Origin of the sequence: Microlunatus phosphovorus NM-1 (genome assembly GCF_000270245.1) — a bacterium.
Classification (GTDB): Bacteria; Actinomycetota; Actinomycetes; order Propionibacteriales; family Propionibacteriaceae; genus Microlunatus; species Microlunatus phosphovorus.
Genome location: NC_015635.1, coordinates 3936911 through 3956960, shown reverse-complemented (window position 1 = coordinate 3956960; position 20050 = coordinate 3936911). Strand labels below are relative to the sequence as shown.

Below are 20050 nucleotides of genomic sequence, written 5' to 3'. Positions count from 1 at the left end.
TGTCAGGCTGCGGCCTGATCCCTGGCCATCGTTCAGTTTCTGGCCTCGAATCTGGAGCCGCTCGTGGAGGATCATGCGCCGGCAACGACACCCGAGTGCGCCGACAGCGAACACGACCGGAAAACGCTCGGCACGCCGAGTCCGCCGGGGTAGGTTCATCGGCGTGAACGCACACCATCCGAACGGGTCGCTGCCGGGTCTGAGCCCGCGGGCCGCCGGACGAGCAGGCGGCGTCGGTCTCGACGACAACGTCTACCAGTCGCTGCTGCAGAACCGGATCATCTTCTTGGGCTCCGAGGTCCGCGATGAGAACGCCAACGCCATCTGCGCCCAGATGCTGCTGTTGAATGCGGAGGATCCGGACAAGGACATCTACCTCTACATCAACTCACCCGGCGGCTCGGTCGACTCCGGCATGGCGATCTACGACACCATGAACTGGATCTCCAACGACGTCGCCACGGTGGCCATGGGGCTGGCCGCGTCGATGGGGCAGTTCCTGCTCTGTGCCGGCACCAAGGGCAAGCGGTACGCGCTGCCGAACAGCCGGATCATGATGCACCAGCCGTCGGGCGGCCTGGGTGGCACCGCCAGCGACATCCGGATCCAGGCCGAGCAATCGCTGCACATCAAGGCAACGATGCAGAAGCTGATCGCCGAGCACACCGGTCAGACGCTGGAGCAGATCGAGTCCGACTCCGACCGCGACCGGTGGTTCACCGCCGAACAGGCGCTGGCCTACGGACTCATCGACCACGTGTTCACTGCGGCGGCACAGATCCGTTCCGACGAAGCGCCGAACCAATGAGGGAGCCGAGCATGATGACCACCGACCGGCCGGGGTTCACGCCGCACCTGGAGGATCGTCGCTTCGCTCCGACGATGGACTACTACATCCCGCAGTGGGAGGAGCGCACCTCGTACGGGATGCGCCGCATCGACCCGTACACGAAGCTCTTCGAGGACCGGATCATCTTCCTCGGCACCCCGATCAGCGACGAGATCGCCAACGCGGTGATGGCTCAGCTGCTGTGCCTGCAGCAGATGGACTCCGAGCGCGACATCGAGATCTACATCAACTCCCCGGGTGGCTCGTTCACCGCGCTGACCGCGATCTACGACACGATGCGCTACATCAAACCCGACGTACGGACGGTGTGTCTCGGGCAGGCCGCCTCCGCCGCCGCAGTGATCCTGGCGGCCGGCACCAAGGGCAAGCGACTCGCCCTGCCGAACAGCCGGATCCTGATCCACCAGCCGGCCACCGAAGGCGGCTATGGACAGTCTTCCGACATCGAGATCCAGGCGAGGGAGATCCTGCGGATCCGGTCGCTGATGGAGGAGATGCTGTCCGGCGACACCGGCAAGTCCGTCGAGGAGGTCAGCCGCGACATCGAGCGCGACAAGTACCTCACGGCCGAACAGGCCAAGGAGTACGGGATCATCGACGGCATCCTGACCTCGTTGAAGGCCGTCCCCGTCTGACCCACCGCCCGGCTTCGGTGTCGCATCGAAGCCGGGCACCGGCACACCACGGACCGGGTCCTCCCCACCGGGGACGCTGGCCGTTATCGTGAGAGTTCGAGCGCTGAGGCCCGGACCGGAGAAGAGGAGGTGGGGCGTGGCCCGCATCGGAGAGAGCGGCGACCTGCTCAAATGCTCGTTCTGCGGAAAGAGCCAGAAGCAGGTCAAGAAGCTCATTGCCGGACCTGGTGTCTACATCTGCGACGAGTGCATCGATCTCTGTAACGAGATCATCGAGGAGGAGTTCTCCGAAGGCTCGGAGGTGGGTCTGCTGGAGGATCTGCCCAAGCCGCAGCAGATCCGGCAGTTCCTCGACAGCTACGTCATCGGCCAGACCGGCGCGAAGAAGGCGCTCGCCGTCGCGGTCTACAACCACTACAAGCGGGTGCAGGCGCAATCGACCACCCCGTCTCGACGCTCCGAGGATGACGGCGTCGAACTCAGCAAGTCCAACATCCTGCTGATCGGTCCGACCGGCTGCGGCAAGACCTATCTGGCGCAGACGCTGGCCAAGATGCTCAACGTCCCGTTCGCCATCGCCGATGCGACGGCGCTGACCGAGGCCGGCTATGTCGGCGAGGACGTCGAGAACATCCTGCTGAAGCTGATCCAGGCGGCCGACTTCGACGTGAAGAAGGCCGAGACCGGCATCATCTACATCGACGAGGTCGACAAGATCGCCCGCAAGAGCGAGAACCCCTCGATCACCCGGGACGTGTCGGGCGAGGGTGTCCAACAGGCGCTGCTCAAGATCCTCGAGGGTACGTCGGCCTCGGTGCCGCCCCAGGGCGGCCGCAAGCACCCGCATCAAGACTTCATCCAGATCGACACCACCAACGTGCTGTTCATTGTCGGTGGGGCCTTCGCCGGACTGGACCACATCATCGCCTCCCGGGTCGGCAAGCGGCCGCTGGGCTTCAACAACGACATCGAGAGTCGCAAGGCGGCCTCCGAGGATCCGTTCCATGACGTACGGCCCGAGGACCTGGTCAAATTCGGGCTCATCCCGGAGTTCATCGGTCGGCTGCCGATGATCGCCTCGGTCAGCCCGCTGGACCGCGCCGCCCTGATCCGGATTCTGATCGAGCCGCGCAACGCGCTGATCAAGCAGTTCAAGAAGCTGTTCGACCTCGATGGGGTCGACCTGGAGTTCACCCCCGATGCCATCGAGGCGATCGCCGACCTGGCGCTGCTGCGGGGGACCGGCGCACGCGGGCTGCGGGCGATCCTCGAAGAGGTGCTGCTCAACATCATGTACGACGTGCCGAGCCGCGACGACGTGGCCCAGGTGATCATCACCGCCGAGGTGGTCAAGGACTCGGTGCTGCCCACCCTGGTGCCGCGTGACAAGTTCGCGAAGCGGGAACGGCGCGAGCGGTCCGCCTGATCGCCAGACGCGAGCGGACTCATAGTCGCGTGCCCGGCAGCTCCGGACTGTTGCTGCGGCTTCGTACCCGCAGTCAGACCGTCACCGGTCGCATCTCGGCCGCACTCTCCCGGATTGCCGAGAACACCGTGCAATCCGCGGCCATTCTGGTCGCGGCGACCCTGCTCGCGGTCGTCTGGGTCAATTCGCCGTTCGGCGACACCTACGACGAGTTCTGGCATCTGAAGGCCGGCTTCGTCCTCGGCCCGTACGAGCTGATCCTCGACCTGAAGCATTGGGTCAACGACGGGTTGATGGCGCTGTTCTTCTTCACCATCGGCTTGGAGGTCAAGCGTGAGCTCGCCATCGGTGAGCTCACCGATCGACGCCGGGCCGCCGTGCCGATCGTTGCCGCCGTGGCCGGTCTGCTGCTGCCGGCGCTGATCTTCCTGGCCTTCAACGCCGGCACGGCCGCCGCCCACGCGTGGGGCGTCGTGGTCTCCACCGACACCGCGTTCGTGCTGGCCCTGCTGGCGCTCGTCGGGCCCAAACCGGGCACCCGGCTGCGGCTGTTCCTGGTCACCCTCGCGGTTGCCGACGACATCGGCGCGCTGACCATCATCGCGTTCTTCTACACCGAGTCCTTGTCCTGGGGCTGGCTGGGCCTGGCGCTGCTCGGCTTGGCGGTGGTCGGACTGCTGCGCTGGCTGCGAGTTCGCCGAGACGGCGCGTACCTCGCGGTGGGGATCCTCACCTGGATTGCGGCGTACCAGTCGGGGGTGCACGCGACGCTGGCCGGCGTGGCGATCGCGCTGATCCTGCCGGTCTACCCGCCCAAGCGGGAGGCGGTCGAACGAGTCGAGGAGGTCACCCGCGCGTTCCGCCAGAGTCCCAGCGCCGAGTATGAGCGCCTGGCTCGCCGGCAGATCACCAGTTCGGTGGCGATCAACGAGCGACTCCAGGTCCTGCTGCGGCCATTCGTCGCCTTGGTAGTGCTGCCATTGTTCGCCCTGGCCAACGCGGGGGTGTCACTGAGCGGAGAGTCGTTGGCGGCCGCCGCGACCTCTCGGCTGACCTGGGGTGTGATCGCCGGTCTGGTGGTCGGCAAGCTGGTCGGAGTGTTGCTCGGTGCCCGGTTGGCGGCGCGGACGCCCTGGGCGGAGCTGCCACCCGGGCTGACCCACAAGCAGTTGGCCGGCGGCGCGGCGCTGGCGGGGATCGGGTTCACCATCTCGCTGTTCATCGTCGACTTGGCCTTGGACGATCCGGCACTGCAGGACCAGGCGCGGGTCGGGGTGTTCGCCGCGTCGCTGATCGCCGCGGGACTGGGCGCGTTGAGCTTCTATCTGGGTCGGGCCGATGCAGCGCTCAGCGGCCCGCCGGTCGAACTGCTACGACCCGTCGATCCGGACCGCGACCACATTCGCGGCCGAGTGGACGCGCCACTGACCCTGGTCGAGTACGCCGACTTCGAGTGCCCGTTCTGTTCCAAGGCGACCGGATCGATCGCCGAGTTGCGGGAGTGGCTCGGCGACGACCTGCGCTATGTCTTCCGGCATCTGCCGATGGAGCAGGTCCACCCGCATGCCCGAGCCGCTGCGCTGGCCAGCGAAGCCGCCGCCGTGCAGGGGCGGTTCTGGGAGCTGGCCGACCGGATGTTCGCTCATTCGGACGCGCTCGAACCCGACGACCTGCGTGAGTATGCCGCCGACATCGGGCTGGATCTCGAGCGGTTCGACGAGGATCTGCGGACGCGACGGTACGAGAAGCGAGTGGACGACGACGCGATCGACGCCGAGACGTCCGAGGTGCACGGCACCCCGACCTTCTACGTCAATGGACGTCGCCACCTGGGACCCTACGACGCCCAGACCTTGGCTATGGCGCTGGTTGATTCTGCTCCGGAAGCTGATCCCGATCCGGACGCGTCGGCCGCCAACGACTGAACCGGTCGCTGTGGCTGTTCGGTAGCTACGGCACCATCGGATGGAACACTGTTGATCATGTCGGCTCAGGATCCCTGGACACCGCATGGTCACGCGCCCGGGCCGCCCCCGCCGGCCGGCGGTTGGGCCGGTTCGACCCCGTCCTATCCGCCTCCTCCGGGCCAGTTTCGCCCGCCGACACCCGTACCCGCGATCTTCGGCCGGATCATCGCCTTCGCAGGCGTTGCCGCCGCACTTACCTGCTCGGTGATCTGGTTCTTCGTCGGCGGGATGTCTCTCGCCGCCGGTCCGCTCTGCGTGGAGTGCGCCCAGGGCTGGCTACCTCCGGTCGCCGTGGGCGTGCTTGGTCCTGTGCTGCCGCTGGGGCTTTGGACCGTGACGCTAATTCTCCAGTGGCGACGTTCGCTGTTGCTGCTGTGGAGCCTGCTGGGCTGGCCGATGCTCGGGGCGGTCAACATCTGGGCGATCGAGCGCTTCGCGATGCTGTTCAGCCAATGACCCGGATTTCTGTCGAGCTAGCGACAACCATTCATGGTTGCTCGACAGAAGTTCGGCCTAGAGACGGCGGTTGGCGAGCACCGGGATCGCCTGGCGTACGGGCTGGACGTCGGCGGGGTCGAGGTCGGCGACGAGGAGTCCAGGTTCTCCGCCGAGGGCGCCGAGGACGGTCCCAACGGGAGAGACGACCGCGGAGTGGCCGACGCCGGTCGGTGCGTTCGTCGGGTTCTCGATGCCGAGTGTCGCTGGGTCGGCCTGGCCGACGGCGGCGATGAAGCAGGTGCTGTCCAGGGCTCGGGCCCGAGCCAGCAGCTCCCACTGCTCGACTTTGCCGGGACCCGGCGCCCAGGACGCCGCGACACAGATCAGCTGGGCCCCCCGATCTGCCAGCGTGGTGAACAACCCTGGAAAGCGGAGGTCATAGCAGAGCGCGAACCCGACATCGACGCCGGCGATCTCGACCACCAGCACCTCTTCGCCGGGGGCGACCGTGTCCGATTCGGTGAACCCGAAAGCGTCGAACAGGTGGATCTTGTCGTACGCGGCATCGATCCCACCTCCCACGATCCGCAGGGTGTTGCGGACCCGACCGTCGTCGGAGGGGGTGAACATGCCGGCCACGATCACCAGCGCGTGCTCGTCGGCGATCCCGGCGAGCCGTCGTGCCCATGGCCCGTCGGCAGGTTCGGCGATCTCGAGCAGCGGCAAGCCGAAGCAACGCATGGTCGCCTCAGGGCAGAGGAGCAGGTCCGCGCCCTGCTCGGCCGCCCGCCGGGCCGCGTCGGCGACCAGGTCGAGATTGGCGTACGGATCGGCGCCGGAGATCAGCTGAGCAAGTGCGATACGCATCCGGCTGCTCCTCTCTGTGTTGTCGTCACTCGCTGTTCGCAGCCGCGCTCCGCTCACGGCCGCTCGCGACGGGTTGTTCGTGCTCGGGTTTGTCGGTCCTGCTCGGTCTGCAGACCGAGCAGGACCGACAAACCCGAGCAGATCCTACGGGGTCAGGCGGGCGGGACCAGGTCCACGTCGACATGCAGCGGTACGTCGGCGGCACTCCACTGGATCTCGCCGACCAGCCGGCCGACGGCGCGCAGATCTGGCTCGATCTCCTTCAACCGGTCCAGCACGTCGGCGCCACCGGTGAACTCGGCCCGGGACACCTCGGTCCGCATCGACACCTTGGCCTGCGACTTCGCGCCGCGAATGGCAGCCAGCGCCACCGCGAGGTCGTCCAGCAGCAGTGCGTCGCCGGCCACCTCGACCTCCTCCGCCGTCGGCCAGGTCGCCAGATGGATGGAGCCCTCCTGCCACCAGGACCAGACTTCCTCGGTTACGTACGGCATGATCGGCGCCAGCAGCCGCAGCAGCACCTTCAACGCGATCGCCAGCGTCGCCTGGGCTGAAGCCGCCCCGGAACCATCGGAGTACGCGCGCTCCTTGACCGTCTCCAGGTAGTCGTCGCAGAACGCCCAGAAGAACTTCTCGGCGACGTCGAGCGCACCGGTGTAGTCGTACGCATCGAACGCCGCGGTGGTCTCGATGATCACCCACTCCAGACCGGCGAGCAGCGCTCGGTCCAGCGGCTCGGTCACCGCCGCCAAATCAGCTGCTCCCGCATCGCCGGGGAAGCCGAGCACGAACTTGGAGGCGTTCAGCACCTTCATCGCCAGTCGCCGGCCGACCTTCATCTCCTTCTCGTCGAAGGGGGAATCCAGGCCGGGCCGGGCCTTGGCCGCCCGCCAGCGCACCGCGTCGGAACCGTACTGGTCCAAGATCTCGGTCGGCACCACCACATTGCCCTTGGACTTGCTCATCTTCTTGCGATCCGGGTCCATCACGAAGCCGGAGATCGCCGCCAGCGCCCATGGCAGCTCGTGGTTCTCGAAGTGCGCGCGAACCACCCGGGAGAACAGCCAGGTACGGATGATGTCGTGCGACTGTGGCGCCATGTCCATCGGGAAGGTGAGTGCGAACAGCTCCGGATCGCGCTCCCAGCCACACACGATGTGCGGGGTCAGCGACGAGGTCGCCCAGGTGTCCATGATGTCTGGATCGGCCGCAAAGCCGCCGGGAATTCCCCGCTGGTCAGCGCTGTAGCCGGCCGGCACCGCCGAGGAGGGATCCACCGGCAGGTCGGCCTCGTCCGGCAGGATCGGTGCGTCATAGTTCGGCTCACCGGCGCCATCCAGCGGATACCAGACCGGAAAGGGCACCCCGAAGAAGCGCTGCCGCGAAACCAGCCAGTCGCCGTTCAGCCCACCCACCCAGTTGTCGTACCGGTGCTTCATATGTTCGGGCACCCACGCAAGCTCCTCGCCACGAGCGAGCAGCGCCGCCTTCAGGTCGGCGTCCCGACCTCCGTTGCGGATGTACCACTGGCGAGTGGAGACGATCTCCAGCGGCTTGTCGCCCTTCTCATAGAAGTTCGCCTTGCGCTGGGTCGGGGTGGGCTCGCCGAGCAGATCGCCGGACTCGCGCAGCCAGGCCACCACCTGCTCACGGGCGCTGAAGGTGGTCTTGCCGGCCAGCTGCTCCCAGCGGCCCGCATCGCCGATCCAGGACGGCAGCTCGCGCAGGATGCGGCCATCCCGGCCGATGATCACCCGGGCGGGCAGCTGCAACTCGCGCCACCAGGTCACATCGGTCAGATCGCCGAAGGTGCAGCACATGACCAGGCCGGAGCCCTTGTCGATCTCGGCTGCCGCATGGGTCACCACTGGCAACTCCACCCCGAACACCGGGGAGGTCACTGTTTTGCCGATCAGATCGGCGTACCGCTCGTCGTCCGGGTGCGCGATCAGCGCCACGCAGGCCGGGATCAGCTCGGGTCTGGTGGTCTCGATGATCGCCTGGGCGCCGTCGGCCCGATGGAAGGCCACCTTGTGATAGGCGCCGGGGTAGTCCCGAGCTTCCAACTCAGCCTGCGCGACGGCGGTCTGGAAGGTCACGTCCCACAGCGTCGGCGCCTCGGACAGGTACGCCTCACCGCGGGCCAGATTGCGCAGGAACGCCAGCTGGGAGACCTTCACCGAATCATCGGCGATGGTCGTGTAGAGGTCCGGCCAGTTCACGCTCAGACCCACCCGGCGCCACAGTGCTTCGAACGCCTTCTCGTCGATCCGGGTCAGCTCGTGACACAGCTCGACGAAGTTGCGACGACTGATGCCTACCTGCCGCTTGGGGTCTGGCTTCGCCGGCGGGGTGTAGTCGGGCTCGTACGGCACGCTCGGGTCGTACCGCACGCCGTAGTAGTTCTGCACCCGCCGCTCGGTCGGCAGCCCGTTGTCGTCCCAGCCGATCGGATAGAGCACGTGCTTGCCGCGCATCCGTTGGTAGCGCGCGATCAGATCGGTGTGGGTGAAGGAGAACACATGCCCCACGTGCAGCGATCCCGACACGGTCGGCGGCGGGGTGTCGATGCTGAACACCTGGCTGCGGGACTCGGGTCGAGTGAACGCGTACGTGCCTTCGGCCTCCCAGGTCGCCGCCCACTTGTCCTCCAGACCCTCCAACGCCGGCTTCTCCGGTACGACGCGCGCACCGGCAAGGGGCGCGTCGAGACTCGGGGCAGCAGGCGTGGCAGACATGAGAGAGATTCTAGGGAGCCCGCCGGAGTCCCCGCGAACGCGTTTCACCTGGTCGTCCGGCGCCGCGGTTTCGCGGTCGCCTCGGCTGCGCATTTTGTCCAAGGGTCCACGTGCCAGGGGGACCACGGAACAAAAGTTGCCCAGTGGGGGAGCGCAGTCTTTCCCATACGCGCTTGAAGTGGTGTCCTGGTTGCCTGATCCAGCCCGCTCGCCGGCGAGGAGGCCCGCGCGATGTTTGAGGAAGCTCAGCTCTATTCGCCGGTGTCGCACCATGACGACGGCACCGTCGAGGTGCACCTGGGAGCCAACCACCCAGGCTTCAACGATCCCGACTACCGCGCCCGGCGCAACGCGATCGCCGCTCGGGCGGTGGCCTGGCAGCCGGGTGAGCCGTTGCCGCGGATCGACTACACCGAGGGTGAGACCGCGATCTGGCGACAGGTCAGCCACGAACTGGCCGACAAGCACCGGCGCCGGGCGCACCCGGAATACCTGGCGGCCAAGGAGCGACTCGGCCTGCCCACAGAGCAGATCCCGCAGCTGGACGAGGTCAGCGCCGCCCTCACCGGACTAACGGGGTTCAGCTATGTCGCCGCCCCCGGGCTGGTCGAGCTGCGCGAGTTCTACTCCTCCCTCGGCGATCGGGTGTTCCACTCGACCCAGTACGTGCGGCATCCTTCCGAGCCGCTCTACACCCCCGAGCCCGACGTCATCCACGAGGTGCTCGGGCACGGCAATCAGCTGGCCAGCCCACGTTTCGCCGCGCTGACCCAAGCCGCCGGGGCCGCCGTCGCGCGCGCCGAACGGGACGAGACCGTCCAGGTGATCGCCGACATCTTCTGGTTCACCATGGAGTTCGGGGTGATGTTCGATGGCCCGGACCTGAAGGCGTACGGGGCTGGCATCTTGTCCAGCTATGGCGAGATGGACGAGTTCAGCCACATGGAGATCAGGCCGCTGGACCTGGTCCAGATGGCCACCCTGAACTACGACATCACCAGCTATCAGCCGATCCTGTTCGCCGCCGAGTCGGTCGGCCATCTCGAAGACGTGGTCGGCACCTTCTTCGCGGCGTGTGACGACGAGGTGCCCGAACGGATGCTGGCAGCGGCCTGACCTCCTGCGCCGGCGGGCCAAAGCTGAGCAGCAGGGGCGCGGGTGTCGCGTACGTTTCGAACCGGCGGGCCAAAGCTGAGCAGCAGGGGAGCGGGAGCTGCGTACGTTTCGCGCCCGCGGGTCAAGGACGTCCGCGGCAGGGTGCGATCCGAGCACGTTTCGCGCCCGCGGGCCAAGGACGAGCAGCAGGGGAGCGGGAGCTGCGTACGTTTCGCGCCCGCGGGTCAAGGACGTCCGCGGCAGGGTGCGATCCGAGCACGTTTCGCGCCCGCGGGTCAAGAACGCGCAGCAGGGGGCGCGGTAGCTGAGTACGTCTCGAACCGGCGGGCCAAAGCTGAGCAGCAGGGGCGCGGAAGGCCTGTACGTTTCGCGCCCGCGGGCCAAAGCTGAGCAGCAGGGGAGCGGGAGCTGCGTACGGTTCGCGCCCGCGGGTCAGAGACGAGCGCCAGGGGGCGCGGGCGGGAGTTGCGTACGTTTCGCGCCCGCGGGCCAGAGACGCGCGGAGCCCGTCGGTGTTCAGCGGGGGAACTGCGGTCGGTCCGTTGCTAAACGCTGACCTGGGCGGCGAGGTCGGCGACGCTTACTGCGCCGAGCGTGCGCCGCACAGACTCACGGACGAGGGCGTCCAAGTCGGTCAGTGAGTGCTGTATTGATCGACCGACCGGGCAGGCAGGGTTGGGCCCGTGCAGGCCGAGCACGTGCTCGTCCGCCTGCACCAGGCTCCAGACGTCGGCCACGCCGATCTGCGCTGCCGGTCTGGTCAGTCCCCAGCCACCTCGCGGGCCGGGACGGGAGGAGACGAGTCCGGCTTCTCGCAGCGGTCCGAGAACACGGCGTACGTGGACCGGATTGACGTTGGCACTCTGGGCGAGTTCCTCGGAGCTCACCGCTCGAGCCTCCGCGGCTGGGCTGGCGAGGTAGGTCAGGACGTGCACCGCGACGGCGAAGTGGGTGCTGGTCGGTCTCGCCATGCGATCCATCCTTTCATATCGTCGCAACTCTCACTACAGTTCTAATCGCACACATTCGTCGTCAGAGTAAGCACAATTCTAGGAGATCCCGCATGACCATCGCCCTCACCGGTGCTGCCGGCAACCTCGGTCGACTCGTTGCCGCGCGCCTGATTGCAGCGACCGATCCGTCCCAGGTCGTCTTGATCACTCGGCGCCCCGAGGCGGTCGCCGATCTGGTGGCTCTCGGGGCCACGGCGCGCCCGGCGGACTTCACCAAGCCGGACACGCTGCCGGCCGCATTCGCCGGCGTCGACCGGTTGCTCATCATCTCCGCCGACGACGTAGGCACTCGGCTGCCTGGTCAGCTCGCCGCGATCGAGGCCGCCAAGCAAGCCGGTGTCGGGCACCTCTTCTACACCTCGGTCACCAACCCGGTCGCGGAGAATCCCGCCGGAGTGGTGCCGTCGCACCAGGCCACCGAAGAGGCCATGGCCGCGAGTGGACTGCGCTGGACTGCCCTGCGGAACAACCTGTACTCCGAGTTCCAAGTGCCCACCATTCAGCAGGCCGCGGCCTCGGGCAGCCTGGTCACCAATGCCGGCGCCGGGCTCACCTCCTACGTGACCCGCACCGACTGTGCCGCTGCGGCGGCAGGCGCGCTGCTGCACCCGGACCCGGCACAGGTCTACGACATCAGCGGTCCGGCCGGCGTCTCGACACGAGACCTTGCCGATCTTGCGGCCGGTCTGCGGGGTGGGTCGGTCGAGGTCGTCGACGTGAGTGACGAGCAGTACGTGGCGGGCCTGGTCGCCGCCGGACTGCCCGAGCTGGTGGCCGGACTGCTCGCCTCGTTCGGCACCGCCACGCGGGAGGGCTTCATGGATCTGACCACGAGCGCGGTCAAGGACCTGACTGGCCAGGACCCGACGCCATTGAGTGCAGTGGTCGACTGACACGCAATCTCTTCCGGTCTTCCGAGCTTGGGTCCGCCTGAATCAGGATAGCCTTACCTGACTTTCGCGCCTCAAGGGGATCCGATGCCACTGTCACGCCGCCACTTCCTGCTCACCACGGCCGCGCTGGCCACCACCGTGGCCGGACTGTCCGCATGCAATGCCTCGGCAGGGTCGGGCGGCACGGTCACCAATGGTACGCCGGCGCCGCCGGCCAGCGGTGTCGAGGAGGGGGCCTATCCGGTCACGATCGACCACAAGTACGGCAGCACGACCGTCGAATCCGCGCGCCAGCGGATCGTCACGGTCGGGCTGAAGGAGCAGGACGACTGCGTGGCACTCGGCGTGGTGCCGGTCGGCTCGACGACCTGGTTCGACCTGGGGAAGAGCAAGCTGTTCGGCCCCTGGGCCACGCCGGCCCTGGCTGCCGCGCCGGAGCCCAAGGTCCTCACCGACACCGACGGGGATCCAGTTCGAGAAGGTCGCCGAGCTACAGCCGGACCTGATCATCGGGATCTACTCCGGGATGACGAAGAGCGACTACGAGAAGCTCAGCAAGCTCGCGCCGACGATCGCGCCCTTGAAGGAGTACGAGGAATGGGGCGTCCCATGGGACGCTCAGGCCACCGTCGTGGGCCAGGCGCTGGGCCGGCCTCAGCAGATGACCGTCCTGGTTGCGGACGCCAAGAAGCGGGTTCAGGCCGTCAAGGACGCCAACCCGGAGTTCGCCGGCAAGACCGCCCTGGCCGCCACTCCTTGGGAGGGCGTGTTCGTGTACGGGTCGCAGGATCCGAGGTGCCGGCTGCTCGCTGACCTCGGCTTCAGCCTGCCCGCTGATCTGGACAAGGTGACCAAGAGCGCCTGGGGTGGTGACCTCAGCGATGAGAGTGTCGAGTTGCTCGACGTGGATGCCTTGGTCTGGCTGGTGGAGGGCAACGGCCGCAAGGACATCGAGGCAAACAAGGCCTACACCTCACTCGCGGTGCACAAGGAGGGCCGCGAGATCTTCACCAAGCCCGGTGACGGTGTATACGAGGCCTTCTCGCTGATGACGGTGCTGAGCATCGGTTATCTGGTGGAGGAGCTGGGTCCGCGTCTGGCGGCTGCGGTGGACGGGAATCCGAGCACCTCGACAGAGAAGTCGTAGCCGCAGACAACGCGTGAGTTCACGTGGGGAGTACGCCACGCAGATTCACACGTTGATCGGAGGGCGGCCCACTAGACTCGGAAGGCCATGTCGCAGACACCCACGCTTTCCCCCGATGCCTCGCACGCCGAGATCGTCGCCGCCCTCACCCGACGCTGGCCCGAGCACCGGATCGCGCCGAGCCTGGGCCGAATCACGGCGCTGACCGAGTTGCTCGGCGACCCTCAACGGGCCTATCCGGTCATCCATCTCACCGGCACCAACGGCAAGGGCAGCACCGCGGCGATGATCGACGCTCTGCTGCGGGCCGCCGGGCTGCGGACGGGACGCTTCTCCAGTCCGCACGTGATGTCAGTGACCGAGCGGATCGCGCTGAACGGCGAGCCGATCTCCGAGGACCGCTTCGACGAGATCTATCGCGAGCTGGAGCCTTACATCGAGCTGGTGGACGACCGCCAGATCGACGGCGTCGCGATGACCTTCTTCGAGATCATCACCGCGATGGCGTACGCGGCCTTCGCCGATGCCCCGGTCGACGTGGCCATCGTCGAGGTCGGGCTCGGTGGCAGCTGGGACGCGACGAATGTCGCCGACGGCGACGTCGCAGTGATCACTCCGATCGACATCGACCACGCACACCTGCTCGGCGAGACCACCACCGAGATCGCCCGAGAGAAGGCCGGCATCATCAAGCCGGGCGCGCAGGCCATCCTGGCCGGCCAGCCGATCGAGGCGGCGCACGTGCTGCTCGAGCGATGCGCGGAGGTCGGGGCGCTGGCGCAGCGCGAAGGCCTGGAGTTCGGTGTGCTGGAACGGATGCCTGCCGTCGGTGGTCAACTGCTCCGGCTCAATGCCGCCGAGGGCCCGGTCGGTGACATCTTCCTGCCGCTGTACGGCTCCCACCAGGCGGCCAACGCGGCCCAGGCTCTGGCGGCGGTCGAGGCGTTTCTGGGCATGAAGGCGCTCGACCCGGAGGTTGTCCGGGAGGGTTTCGCGACCGTCGCGATGCCCGGCCGGATGGAGGTCGTACGCCGTTCGCCGACCGTCGTGCTGGATGCCGCGCACAACCCGCACGGCGCCCGAGCGGCCGCCGCGGCCGTGACCGAGGCGTTCGAGTTCACGCCGCTGATCGGGGTCATCGGTGCGATGGCCGACAAGGATGTCCGTGGCGTCCTCGAGATCTGGTCGGGGGTCATGCAGCAGGTCGTGGTGACTCAGGTCGCCTCCACCAGCCGTGGGATGCCCGCCGAGGAACTGGCCGTGCTGGCCGCGGAGGTGTTCGGGGCCGAGCGGGTGACCGTCGCTCCGCGACTCGACGACGCCATCGAGACGGCGGTGACCCTGGCTGAGTCCGACGGCGTCGGCGCCCCTGGCGTCCTCGTCACCGGATCCGTCGTGCTGGTCGGGGAGGCAAGGACCCTGCTGGTCCATCAGGACGCGGATCAGGAGGGCACCCCAGAGCCGGACTCGACCGACGACTGGGACGCGCGGGATGCGGACCTGGTCGACGCGCACCTGACCGGGGAGACCGTCGAGGGCGAGACCCTGGCCGATCCCGAGGCCGACGATGACGATCCTTTCGCCGATGATTCCGACGACGATGCGCACGATCACGACAGTTGGGACGAGCGATGAGCCAGGGGGTGGGTCGGCGGGGAGAGAGTGAGGGGGTGGGTCGGCGGGGAGAGAGTGAGGGGGTGGGTCGGCGGGGAGGGAGTTACGCGCTGCCGAACACCAACCCGATGCGGGTGGTGATGCTCACCCTCCTGCTCTTCGAGGTGGTCGTGTTCGGCCTGGCCGTGCCGGTGATGATCTTGGTATCCGGCGTACCCGCCGGGACCGCCTTTGCCGCCGGGGGTGTCGGGGCGCTGTTGGCCGTGACCGCGGCCGGTCTGCTGCGCAAACCGGTCGGCTATCTGATCGGCTGGATCACCCAACCGGTGGGCATCCTGCTCGGGTTGTTCACTCCCGCCATGTACGCGATCGGCGCCATCTTCGCCGGGCTCTGGGTGCTGTCTTTCGTGCTGGGCCGGCGGCTGGAGCAGCAGACCGCGGCCCGCGCTTCCTGAGAGATCGTCGGAGCGTCCGGCGCGGCGTGCATGCGATCGCGACATCGATTTCACCGGTGCCCGCCGCAGGCAGCCGCGCCGAGGCCGTGGCCACCGCGCGCCGGCTGCGCTATCTGTAGCCTCGCCGACCCACTCAGTGCCCGACTGGGCCTGCGGGGAACACCGACTCCCAGTCAGTGGCCATGCTTGCCACCGTCCAGCCGCGGCGCGCGGCCAGCGCGGTGATGGACTCCGACTCCGTCAGGGTCGCCGACTCGCTGGCGTAGGCGAACTCCCGAGCACTGTCGTCGTGGTCGACCAGCAGCGCTAGTCCTGGTCCAGGTCCGGCGAGCGCCCAGTCGAGCATGTCGGCATCGCCGGCGGAGTTGCCGGCCGCCAGCAACGGGCGCCGACCGAGCTGAGTCTGGATGTTCGTCACCTTGGCCGGGCCCTCGTTCGCCCCGCCGATCAGCCGAGTCGTCCTCCGTAGCTCGGGTGCTCCCGCCGCAGTCCGGCCGAGCTCATGCTCGATCAGAGTGCCGACCACCAGCTCCGGCGCGACCTCGTACAGCTCAGCACTGATCGCTCGCAGGAAGTCCGCGCCGCCGCCGGTCACGATGCCCACCGTGAACTCGCGCTGACGGAGCTCGTCGATCAGCTCGAGCATCGGGAGATAGCGCAGATCGGCCAGGCGACGCCCGAGCACCGGGTGGCTCATCCGACCGGCGAAGTCGCGGACCCGGTCGGTGAACTCCTCGGGGGTGAGACCTGCGAACAGATCGGCCAGGGCGATGGCGATGCGCGGCAGCCCGAGCTCGGCGATCCGGGCCGAGTCACCGGCCAGCACGGCCGCGAACTCGGGCCGCTCGGCCACAGCGGGATCGACTGCGGTGCGGCGTCGGAGCTCGTCGGCGAAGAAGTCGTACTGGACGTACGTCGGCCGCTCGCACCACAAGGTGCCGTCGTTGTCGAAGTACGCGACTCGATCCGACACCGCGACCGCCTCGGCTGCCTGCAGGAATGCCAGCAGCGCATCCCGAGTGGGGCTCGGTCGCCAGGACGGCAGTATCGCTTCGCTCATGGTCTCCTCGTCCCGGTCTCCTCGTTCACCCTGGCTCCTTGTTCACGACGGCTCTTCGGGCTCATCGGTGGCCGGCCAGACGCAGCGGAAGCCGATGTGGCTCATGCCAGTGTCGACCGGCTGTGGTCGGCGCGCGGCCGGCCGGTAACGCAGGCAGTAGCTGTCGGCGCACAGGTGCGAGCCACCCTTGATCACCTTCCGCGGGATCGCGAACTGCGGCTGCCGCGGGTCGAAGCTGTCGGAGATCTCGCCGCCGCGCGGGTTGACCGGCACACAGCACGGCTTCGCGGCGTCCTCGGGGTGTCGCGACGTCCACCAGTCCTGGGTCCACTCCCACACGTTCCCCGCCATGTCGTGCAGGCCGTATCCGTTGGCCGGGAAGCTGCCCACCGGAGCGGTACGCAGCCAGCCCGACTCCCCGGTCGACCGCCAGGGGAAATCGGGTCCGTCCCAGGTGTTGGCCATCAGCCGGCCATCCGGGCGGGCCGCGTCGCCCCAGGTGAACGCGGCACCGGCCAGCCCGCCGCGGGCCGCGTACTCCCACTGGGCCTCGGTGGGCAGCGCCGCGCCGCACCAGTTCGCGTACGCGGCCGCATCCTCGTACGCGATGTGCACCACCGGGTGATCGGCCAGCTCCGTCAGGTCGGATCCCGGGCCGAGCGGGTGTCGCCAGGAGGCGCCCGGTACCCACATCCACCATTGGCTGAGGTGGCGCAGATCGACCGGTCCGGGCGTCGGGGTGAAGACCATCGAGCCCGCCACCAGGTTCTCTGCAGGTGCGCCGGGAAAATCGGCCGGGTCCAGCGGTCGCTCGGCCACCGTCAGATAGCCGGTGGCGGTGACGAATGCGGCGAACTCCGCGTTCGTCACCGCAGATCGCTGAATCCGGAACCCGTCCACCCGCACCCGGTGGGTGGGTGCCTCCTCCGGGTAGTGCCGGTCGGAGCCCATCGTGAACGTGCCACCGGCGATCTCGGCGGCCTGCTCGAGCCCGGTCATGAGTCGCGTCTGGTCATGAGTCGAACCCGTCATGGGTGGCGGACTCTCATGAACTCGGCACACCCGCCTGGAGCTTCTTCATCACCCGATCGAGATTGAAGCTGGCCGGGGCCTGCCGCGGCGGGTACTCGGCCAGACTGGCGATCATCCGCGCCACGTACGCCTGCGCAGGCACGAACAGCCAGACGTGGTCGAAGACCCAGTCGAAGTAGGTGTTGGAGGTGATGTCCGCCCGTTCGTACGGGTCGGTGCGCAGGTTGAAGACCTTCGGCGCACGCAGGATCGTGTAGGGCTCGAGCCACACATTCAGTGTGCCGGGTGCCCGCTGCTCCATGAACACGATCTTCCAGTTGTCGAAGCGCAGCGCAGTGAGATCCCCGTCGTCGGAGACGTAGAAGAAGTGCCGCCGCGGACTCTCTTCGACCTCACCGGTGACATACGGGAGCTGGTTGTGGCCGTCCAGATGCACCCGGTAGCTGGTGCCAGCGAGCTCGGTGCCCGCCTTGAGCTTGGCAGCGATGTCTGGTTCGCCGGCGGCGGCCAGCAGCGTGACGAACCAGTCGTTGTGACTGACGATGCCGTTGAGCACCGTGTCCGGCGGGATGTGACCGGGCCATCGGACCAGCGCTGGGACCCGATAGGCGCCCTCCCAGTTGGAGTTCTTCTCGTTCCGGAACGGGGTCATGCCGGCGTCGGGCCAGCTGTTCATGTGCGGGCCGTTGTCGGTGGAGTACATCACGATCGTGTTGTCGGCGATGCCCAGTTCGTCCAGGCAGTTCAGCAGGTCGCCGACGATCTCGTCGTGGTCGACCATCGTGTCGTGGTAGTCGGACTGCCACCGTCCCGCTCGCCCCTTGCTCTCGGGCTTCGGGTGGGTGCGGAAGTGCATGTGGGTGGAGTTGAACCAGACGAAGAACGGCTTGTCGGCGGCCGTCTGGCGCTGGATGAAGTCGACGGTCGCGTCGCGGAACTCCTCGTCGCAGGTTTCCATCCGCTTCTTGGTGAGCGGTCCGGTGTCTTCGATCCGCTGCGTGCCGTCCTCGTTGGCCCAGGACTTGATCACGCCGCGCGGTCCGAACTTCTCCCGGAAACCGGGGATCTCCTCCTCGGTCGGATAGTCGTACTGCTCCGGCTCCTCCTCGGCATTGAGGTGGTAGAGGTTGCCGAAGAACTCGTCGAAGCCGTGTGCGGTCGGCAAGAATTCGTCCCGATCGCCGAAGTGGTTCTTGCCGAACTGGCCGGTCGCGTAGCCCTGTTCCTTGAGCGCGGTCGCGATGGTGGGGTCCTCGGCCCGCAGTCCGATATCGGCGCCCGGCATGCCGACCTTGGTCAGCCCGGTGCGGTAAGGGTTCTGGCCGGTGATGAAGGCGGCCCGACCGGCCGTGCAGCTCTGCTCGCCGTAGTAGTCGGTGAACCGGACTCCCTCTTCGGCGATCCGGTCGATGTTGGGGGTGCGGTAGCCCATCAACCCGTCGCTGTAGCAACTGAGGTTGCTCTGTCCGATGTCATCGCCCCAGATGATCAGAATGTTCGGCTGCTCCGCCATGCTCGCTCCTTGATTCACAGCTGACCGGGTGGTCGGTTCTGTGATTGAGCATGCCGACTGGAACGCCGGGCGGCATCACCCCAGGTGAATGAAACCTGCCGCAGAGTGTCCCGGTCAGCCTTTGGTCTCGCGGGGGCCCCAGAGCAGGTGTTGGGTGATCGTCTCCCGGCACAGCGCGCAAGTCATCCCAGCGATGCCGATCCGGGCCTGGCGACGCGAGGGACTGTCGCGAAACCCAGCCAACGAGACTGTCCTCCCGGCTGGGGACGGTCCGATCAGTCCACCGAGCTCGCGCCAGCCAGCAGCGTCGCCGCGGCGCCCGCGTCGACGCCCTCGGTCAGGTCGAAGGCCGAGCCACGCTCGCCACCGGCCTCTAACGTCGGATTCTCTGCCAGGGCGGCGATTCCGTCGGCATCGAAGCCCGCGTCGGCCAACACCGAGGAGAAGCTGTAATCAGCCAGTGAGCCGCCGAAGAACCGGGTCAGCTCGACCAGGCCCTCCAGGGGGCCGGCCGACATGTGCACGCCGTTGAAGTTGTACGAGACGGTCGCCAGCCCGAAGGCCGCGGGATCGGCGAAGAGGGTGCCGCGGATCGACGCCGGATCCGCCTTCGACGGATCGGTGGTGCCGATCAGGTCACCGCGCAGCGACTGCCACGCGGTGTCGCTGCTGCACCGCAGGAAGGCGCAGACGGTGTCCTCGGCGGTGAAGAAGCTCAACTGCCGCGGATGGAAGCCGTTCAAGATGATCACCGGCTGCCCATCGACCGAGGCTGCCACGGCGTAGCTGCCCGGACCGAGCCGTCCGACCGTCTGATTGGCGAACAGCACCCCGAGCGCGTACGGGCTGAACTCCGGATACGCGTCCAGGAACTGGTGCCCCCCGAGCACGAGAGCGCCACCGGCCAGCTCGTCGGCATACTGCTCGCTCAGGGCCTGTTCGGTTGCCTCGGTGAGCGCAGAGCGGCCGAGCCGGGAGATCTTGTTGATGACGCCGTAGTGGTCGGCCATCGCGCCGCTGGACTCCAGCTCGGGGCCGGTCAGGATCAGCGTCTGGTGCACCGTCACGCCGTACGTGTCCAGCAGGGAAGCGAGCAGGTCCCAGACCTTCTCCAGATCGGCACCGGACAGCCGGCCGAGCTCGGGCTTGCTGAAGACTACGAACTCGTTGCCCGCAGGTGCGTCTCGGCGGCCGCGAGCGATGTCATCGTCCGAACCCGGAAATCGCTGATCGACCGCTTCGCGTACCTCTGCTGCACTCATGGCGCCAAGCCTGCCGGTCCTGCA

General features: G+C 67.6%; 18 protein-coding genes. 10 read left to right on the top strand and 8 right to left on the bottom strand.

Features of this window, described 5'->3' with window-relative positions; translation table 11 throughout:
- Positions 1–190 precede the first annotated feature (190 nt).
- The 5 genes from MLP_RS17645 (at position 191) to MLP_RS17625 (ending at position 5334) form a co-directional block, all read left to right on the top strand.
- Positions 191–808 carry an ATP-dependent Clp protease proteolytic subunit gene (locus MLP_RS17645; protein ID WP_041792870.1) on the top strand — a complete coding sequence of 206 codons (618 nt, stop codon included), beginning with the start codon at positions 191–193 and terminating at the stop codon, positions 806–808.
- An 11-nt stretch (positions 809–819) separates the two neighbouring features.
- Positions 820–1485: an ATP-dependent Clp protease proteolytic subunit gene (locus MLP_RS17640; RefSeq protein ID WP_013864519.1), complete on the top strand. Its 666-nt coding sequence runs from the start codon at positions 820–822 to the stop codon at positions 1483–1485.
- Between the two features lie 136 nt (positions 1486–1621).
- Positions 1622–2911: an ATP-dependent Clp protease ATP-binding subunit ClpX gene (gene clpX / locus MLP_RS17635; protein WP_013864518.1), complete on the top strand. Its 1290-nt coding sequence runs from the start codon at positions 1622–1624 to the stop codon at positions 2909–2911.
- Positions 2912–2940: 29 nt separating this feature from the next.
- Positions 2941–4836: a Na+/H+ antiporter NhaA gene (gene nhaA, locus MLP_RS17630; protein WP_013864517.1), complete on the top strand. Its 1896-nt coding sequence runs from the start codon at positions 2941–2943 to the stop codon at positions 4834–4836.
- A 57-nt stretch (positions 4837–4893) separates the two neighbouring features.
- The gene (locus MLP_RS17625; RefSeq protein ID WP_013864516.1) at positions 4894–5334 is read left to right on the top strand and encodes a hypothetical protein; all 441 of its coding nucleotides are present in this window, start codon (positions 4894–4896) and stop codon (positions 5332–5334) included.
- Between the two features lie 57 nt (positions 5335–5391).
- Here the strand turns inward: MLP_RS17625 and MLP_RS17620 are convergent, their stop codons facing one another.
- Together MLP_RS17620 and valS are read right to left on the bottom strand one after the other, a co-directional pair.
- Positions 5392–6183: a carbon-nitrogen hydrolase family protein gene (locus MLP_RS17620; RefSeq protein ID WP_013864515.1), complete on the bottom strand. Its 792-nt coding sequence runs from the start codon at positions 6181–6183 to the stop codon at positions 5392–5394.
- A gap of 152 nt (positions 6184–6335) precedes the next feature.
- Positions 6336–8921 carry a valine--tRNA ligase gene (valS, locus tag MLP_RS17615; protein WP_013864514.1) on the bottom strand — a complete coding sequence of 862 codons (2586 nt, stop codon included), beginning with the start codon at positions 8919–8921 and terminating at the stop codon, positions 6336–6338.
- Positions 8922–9152: 231 nt separating this feature from the next.
- Between valS and MLP_RS17610 the strand changes: the two genes are divergently transcribed.
- A complete protein-coding gene (locus tag MLP_RS17610; protein WP_013864513.1) occupies positions 9153–10037 on the top strand; it encodes a phenylalanine 4-monooxygenase in 885 nt (294 codons plus the stop codon).
- Between the two features lie 545 nt (positions 10038–10582).
- Here the strand turns inward: MLP_RS17610 and MLP_RS17605 are convergent.
- Positions 10583–11008 carry an Rrf2 family transcriptional regulator gene (locus tag MLP_RS17605; protein ID WP_013864512.1) on the bottom strand — a complete coding sequence of 142 codons (426 nt, stop codon included), beginning with the start codon at positions 11006–11008 and terminating at the stop codon, positions 10583–10585.
- A gap of 92 nt (positions 11009–11100) precedes the next feature.
- On the opposite strand from MLP_RS17605, the gene MLP_RS17600 reads away from it, so the two are divergent.
- Positions 11101–11943 (top strand): NAD(P)H-binding protein, encoded by an 843-nt coding sequence (locus MLP_RS17600; protein ID WP_013864511.1) that lies wholly within the window; start codon positions 11101–11103, stop codon positions 11941–11943.
- Positions 11944–12179: 236 nt separating this feature from the next.
- Here MLP_RS17600 and MLP_RS28090 read toward each other — a convergent pair whose 3' ends face one another.
- Positions 12180–12401: a hypothetical protein gene (locus MLP_RS28090; RefSeq protein ID WP_156821204.1), complete on the bottom strand. Its 222-nt coding sequence runs from the start codon at positions 12399–12401 to the stop codon at positions 12180–12182.
- On the opposite strand from MLP_RS28090, the gene MLP_RS17595 reads away from it, so the two are divergent.
- From MLP_RS17595 to MLP_RS17585, 3 genes are all read left to right on the top strand, one after another.
- Positions 12368–13090 carry an ABC transporter substrate-binding protein gene (locus MLP_RS17595; RefSeq protein ID WP_156821203.1) on the top strand — a complete coding sequence of 241 codons (723 nt, stop codon included), beginning with the start codon at positions 12368–12370 and terminating at the stop codon, positions 13088–13090. The two genes, MLP_RS28090 and MLP_RS17595, sit on opposite strands and share 34 nt — an antisense overlap.
- 87 nt (positions 13091–13177) lie before the next feature.
- The gene (locus MLP_RS17590) at positions 13178–14725 is read left to right on the top strand and encodes a bifunctional folylpolyglutamate synthase/dihydrofolate synthase (RefSeq protein WP_013864508.1); all 1548 of its coding nucleotides are present in this window, start codon (positions 13178–13180) and stop codon (positions 14723–14725) included.
- A gap of 62 nt (positions 14726–14787) precedes the next feature.
- Complete coding sequence (locus MLP_RS17585; protein WP_013864507.1) at positions 14788–15159, top strand: DUF4233 domain-containing protein; 372 nt, start codon at positions 14788–14790, stop codon at positions 15157–15159.
- A 133-nt stretch (positions 15160–15292) separates the two neighbouring features.
- On the opposite strand, the gene MLP_RS17580 is transcribed toward MLP_RS17585, so the two are convergent.
- The 4 genes from MLP_RS17580 to MLP_RS17565 form a co-directional block, all read right to left on the bottom strand.
- Entirely contained in the window at positions 15293–16219 is a 927-nt protein-coding gene (locus MLP_RS17580; protein ID WP_013864506.1) for an HAD family hydrolase, read from the bottom strand.
- Between the two features lie 42 nt (positions 16220–16261).
- Positions 16262–17218 (bottom strand): formylglycine-generating enzyme family protein, encoded by a 957-nt coding sequence (locus MLP_RS17575; protein ID WP_013864505.1) that lies wholly within the window; start codon positions 17216–17218, stop codon positions 16262–16264.
- Between the two features lie 46 nt (positions 17219–17264).
- Positions 17265–18764: an arylsulfatase gene (locus MLP_RS17570; RefSeq protein WP_013864504.1), complete on the bottom strand. Its 1500-nt coding sequence runs from the start codon at positions 18762–18764 to the stop codon at positions 17265–17267.
- A 275-nt stretch (positions 18765–19039) separates the two neighbouring features.
- Complete coding sequence (locus tag MLP_RS17565; RefSeq protein ID WP_013864503.1) at positions 19040–20026, bottom strand: nucleoside-diphosphate kinase; 987 nt, start codon at positions 20024–20026, stop codon at positions 19040–19042.
- Positions 20027–20050 lie beyond the last annotated feature (24 nt).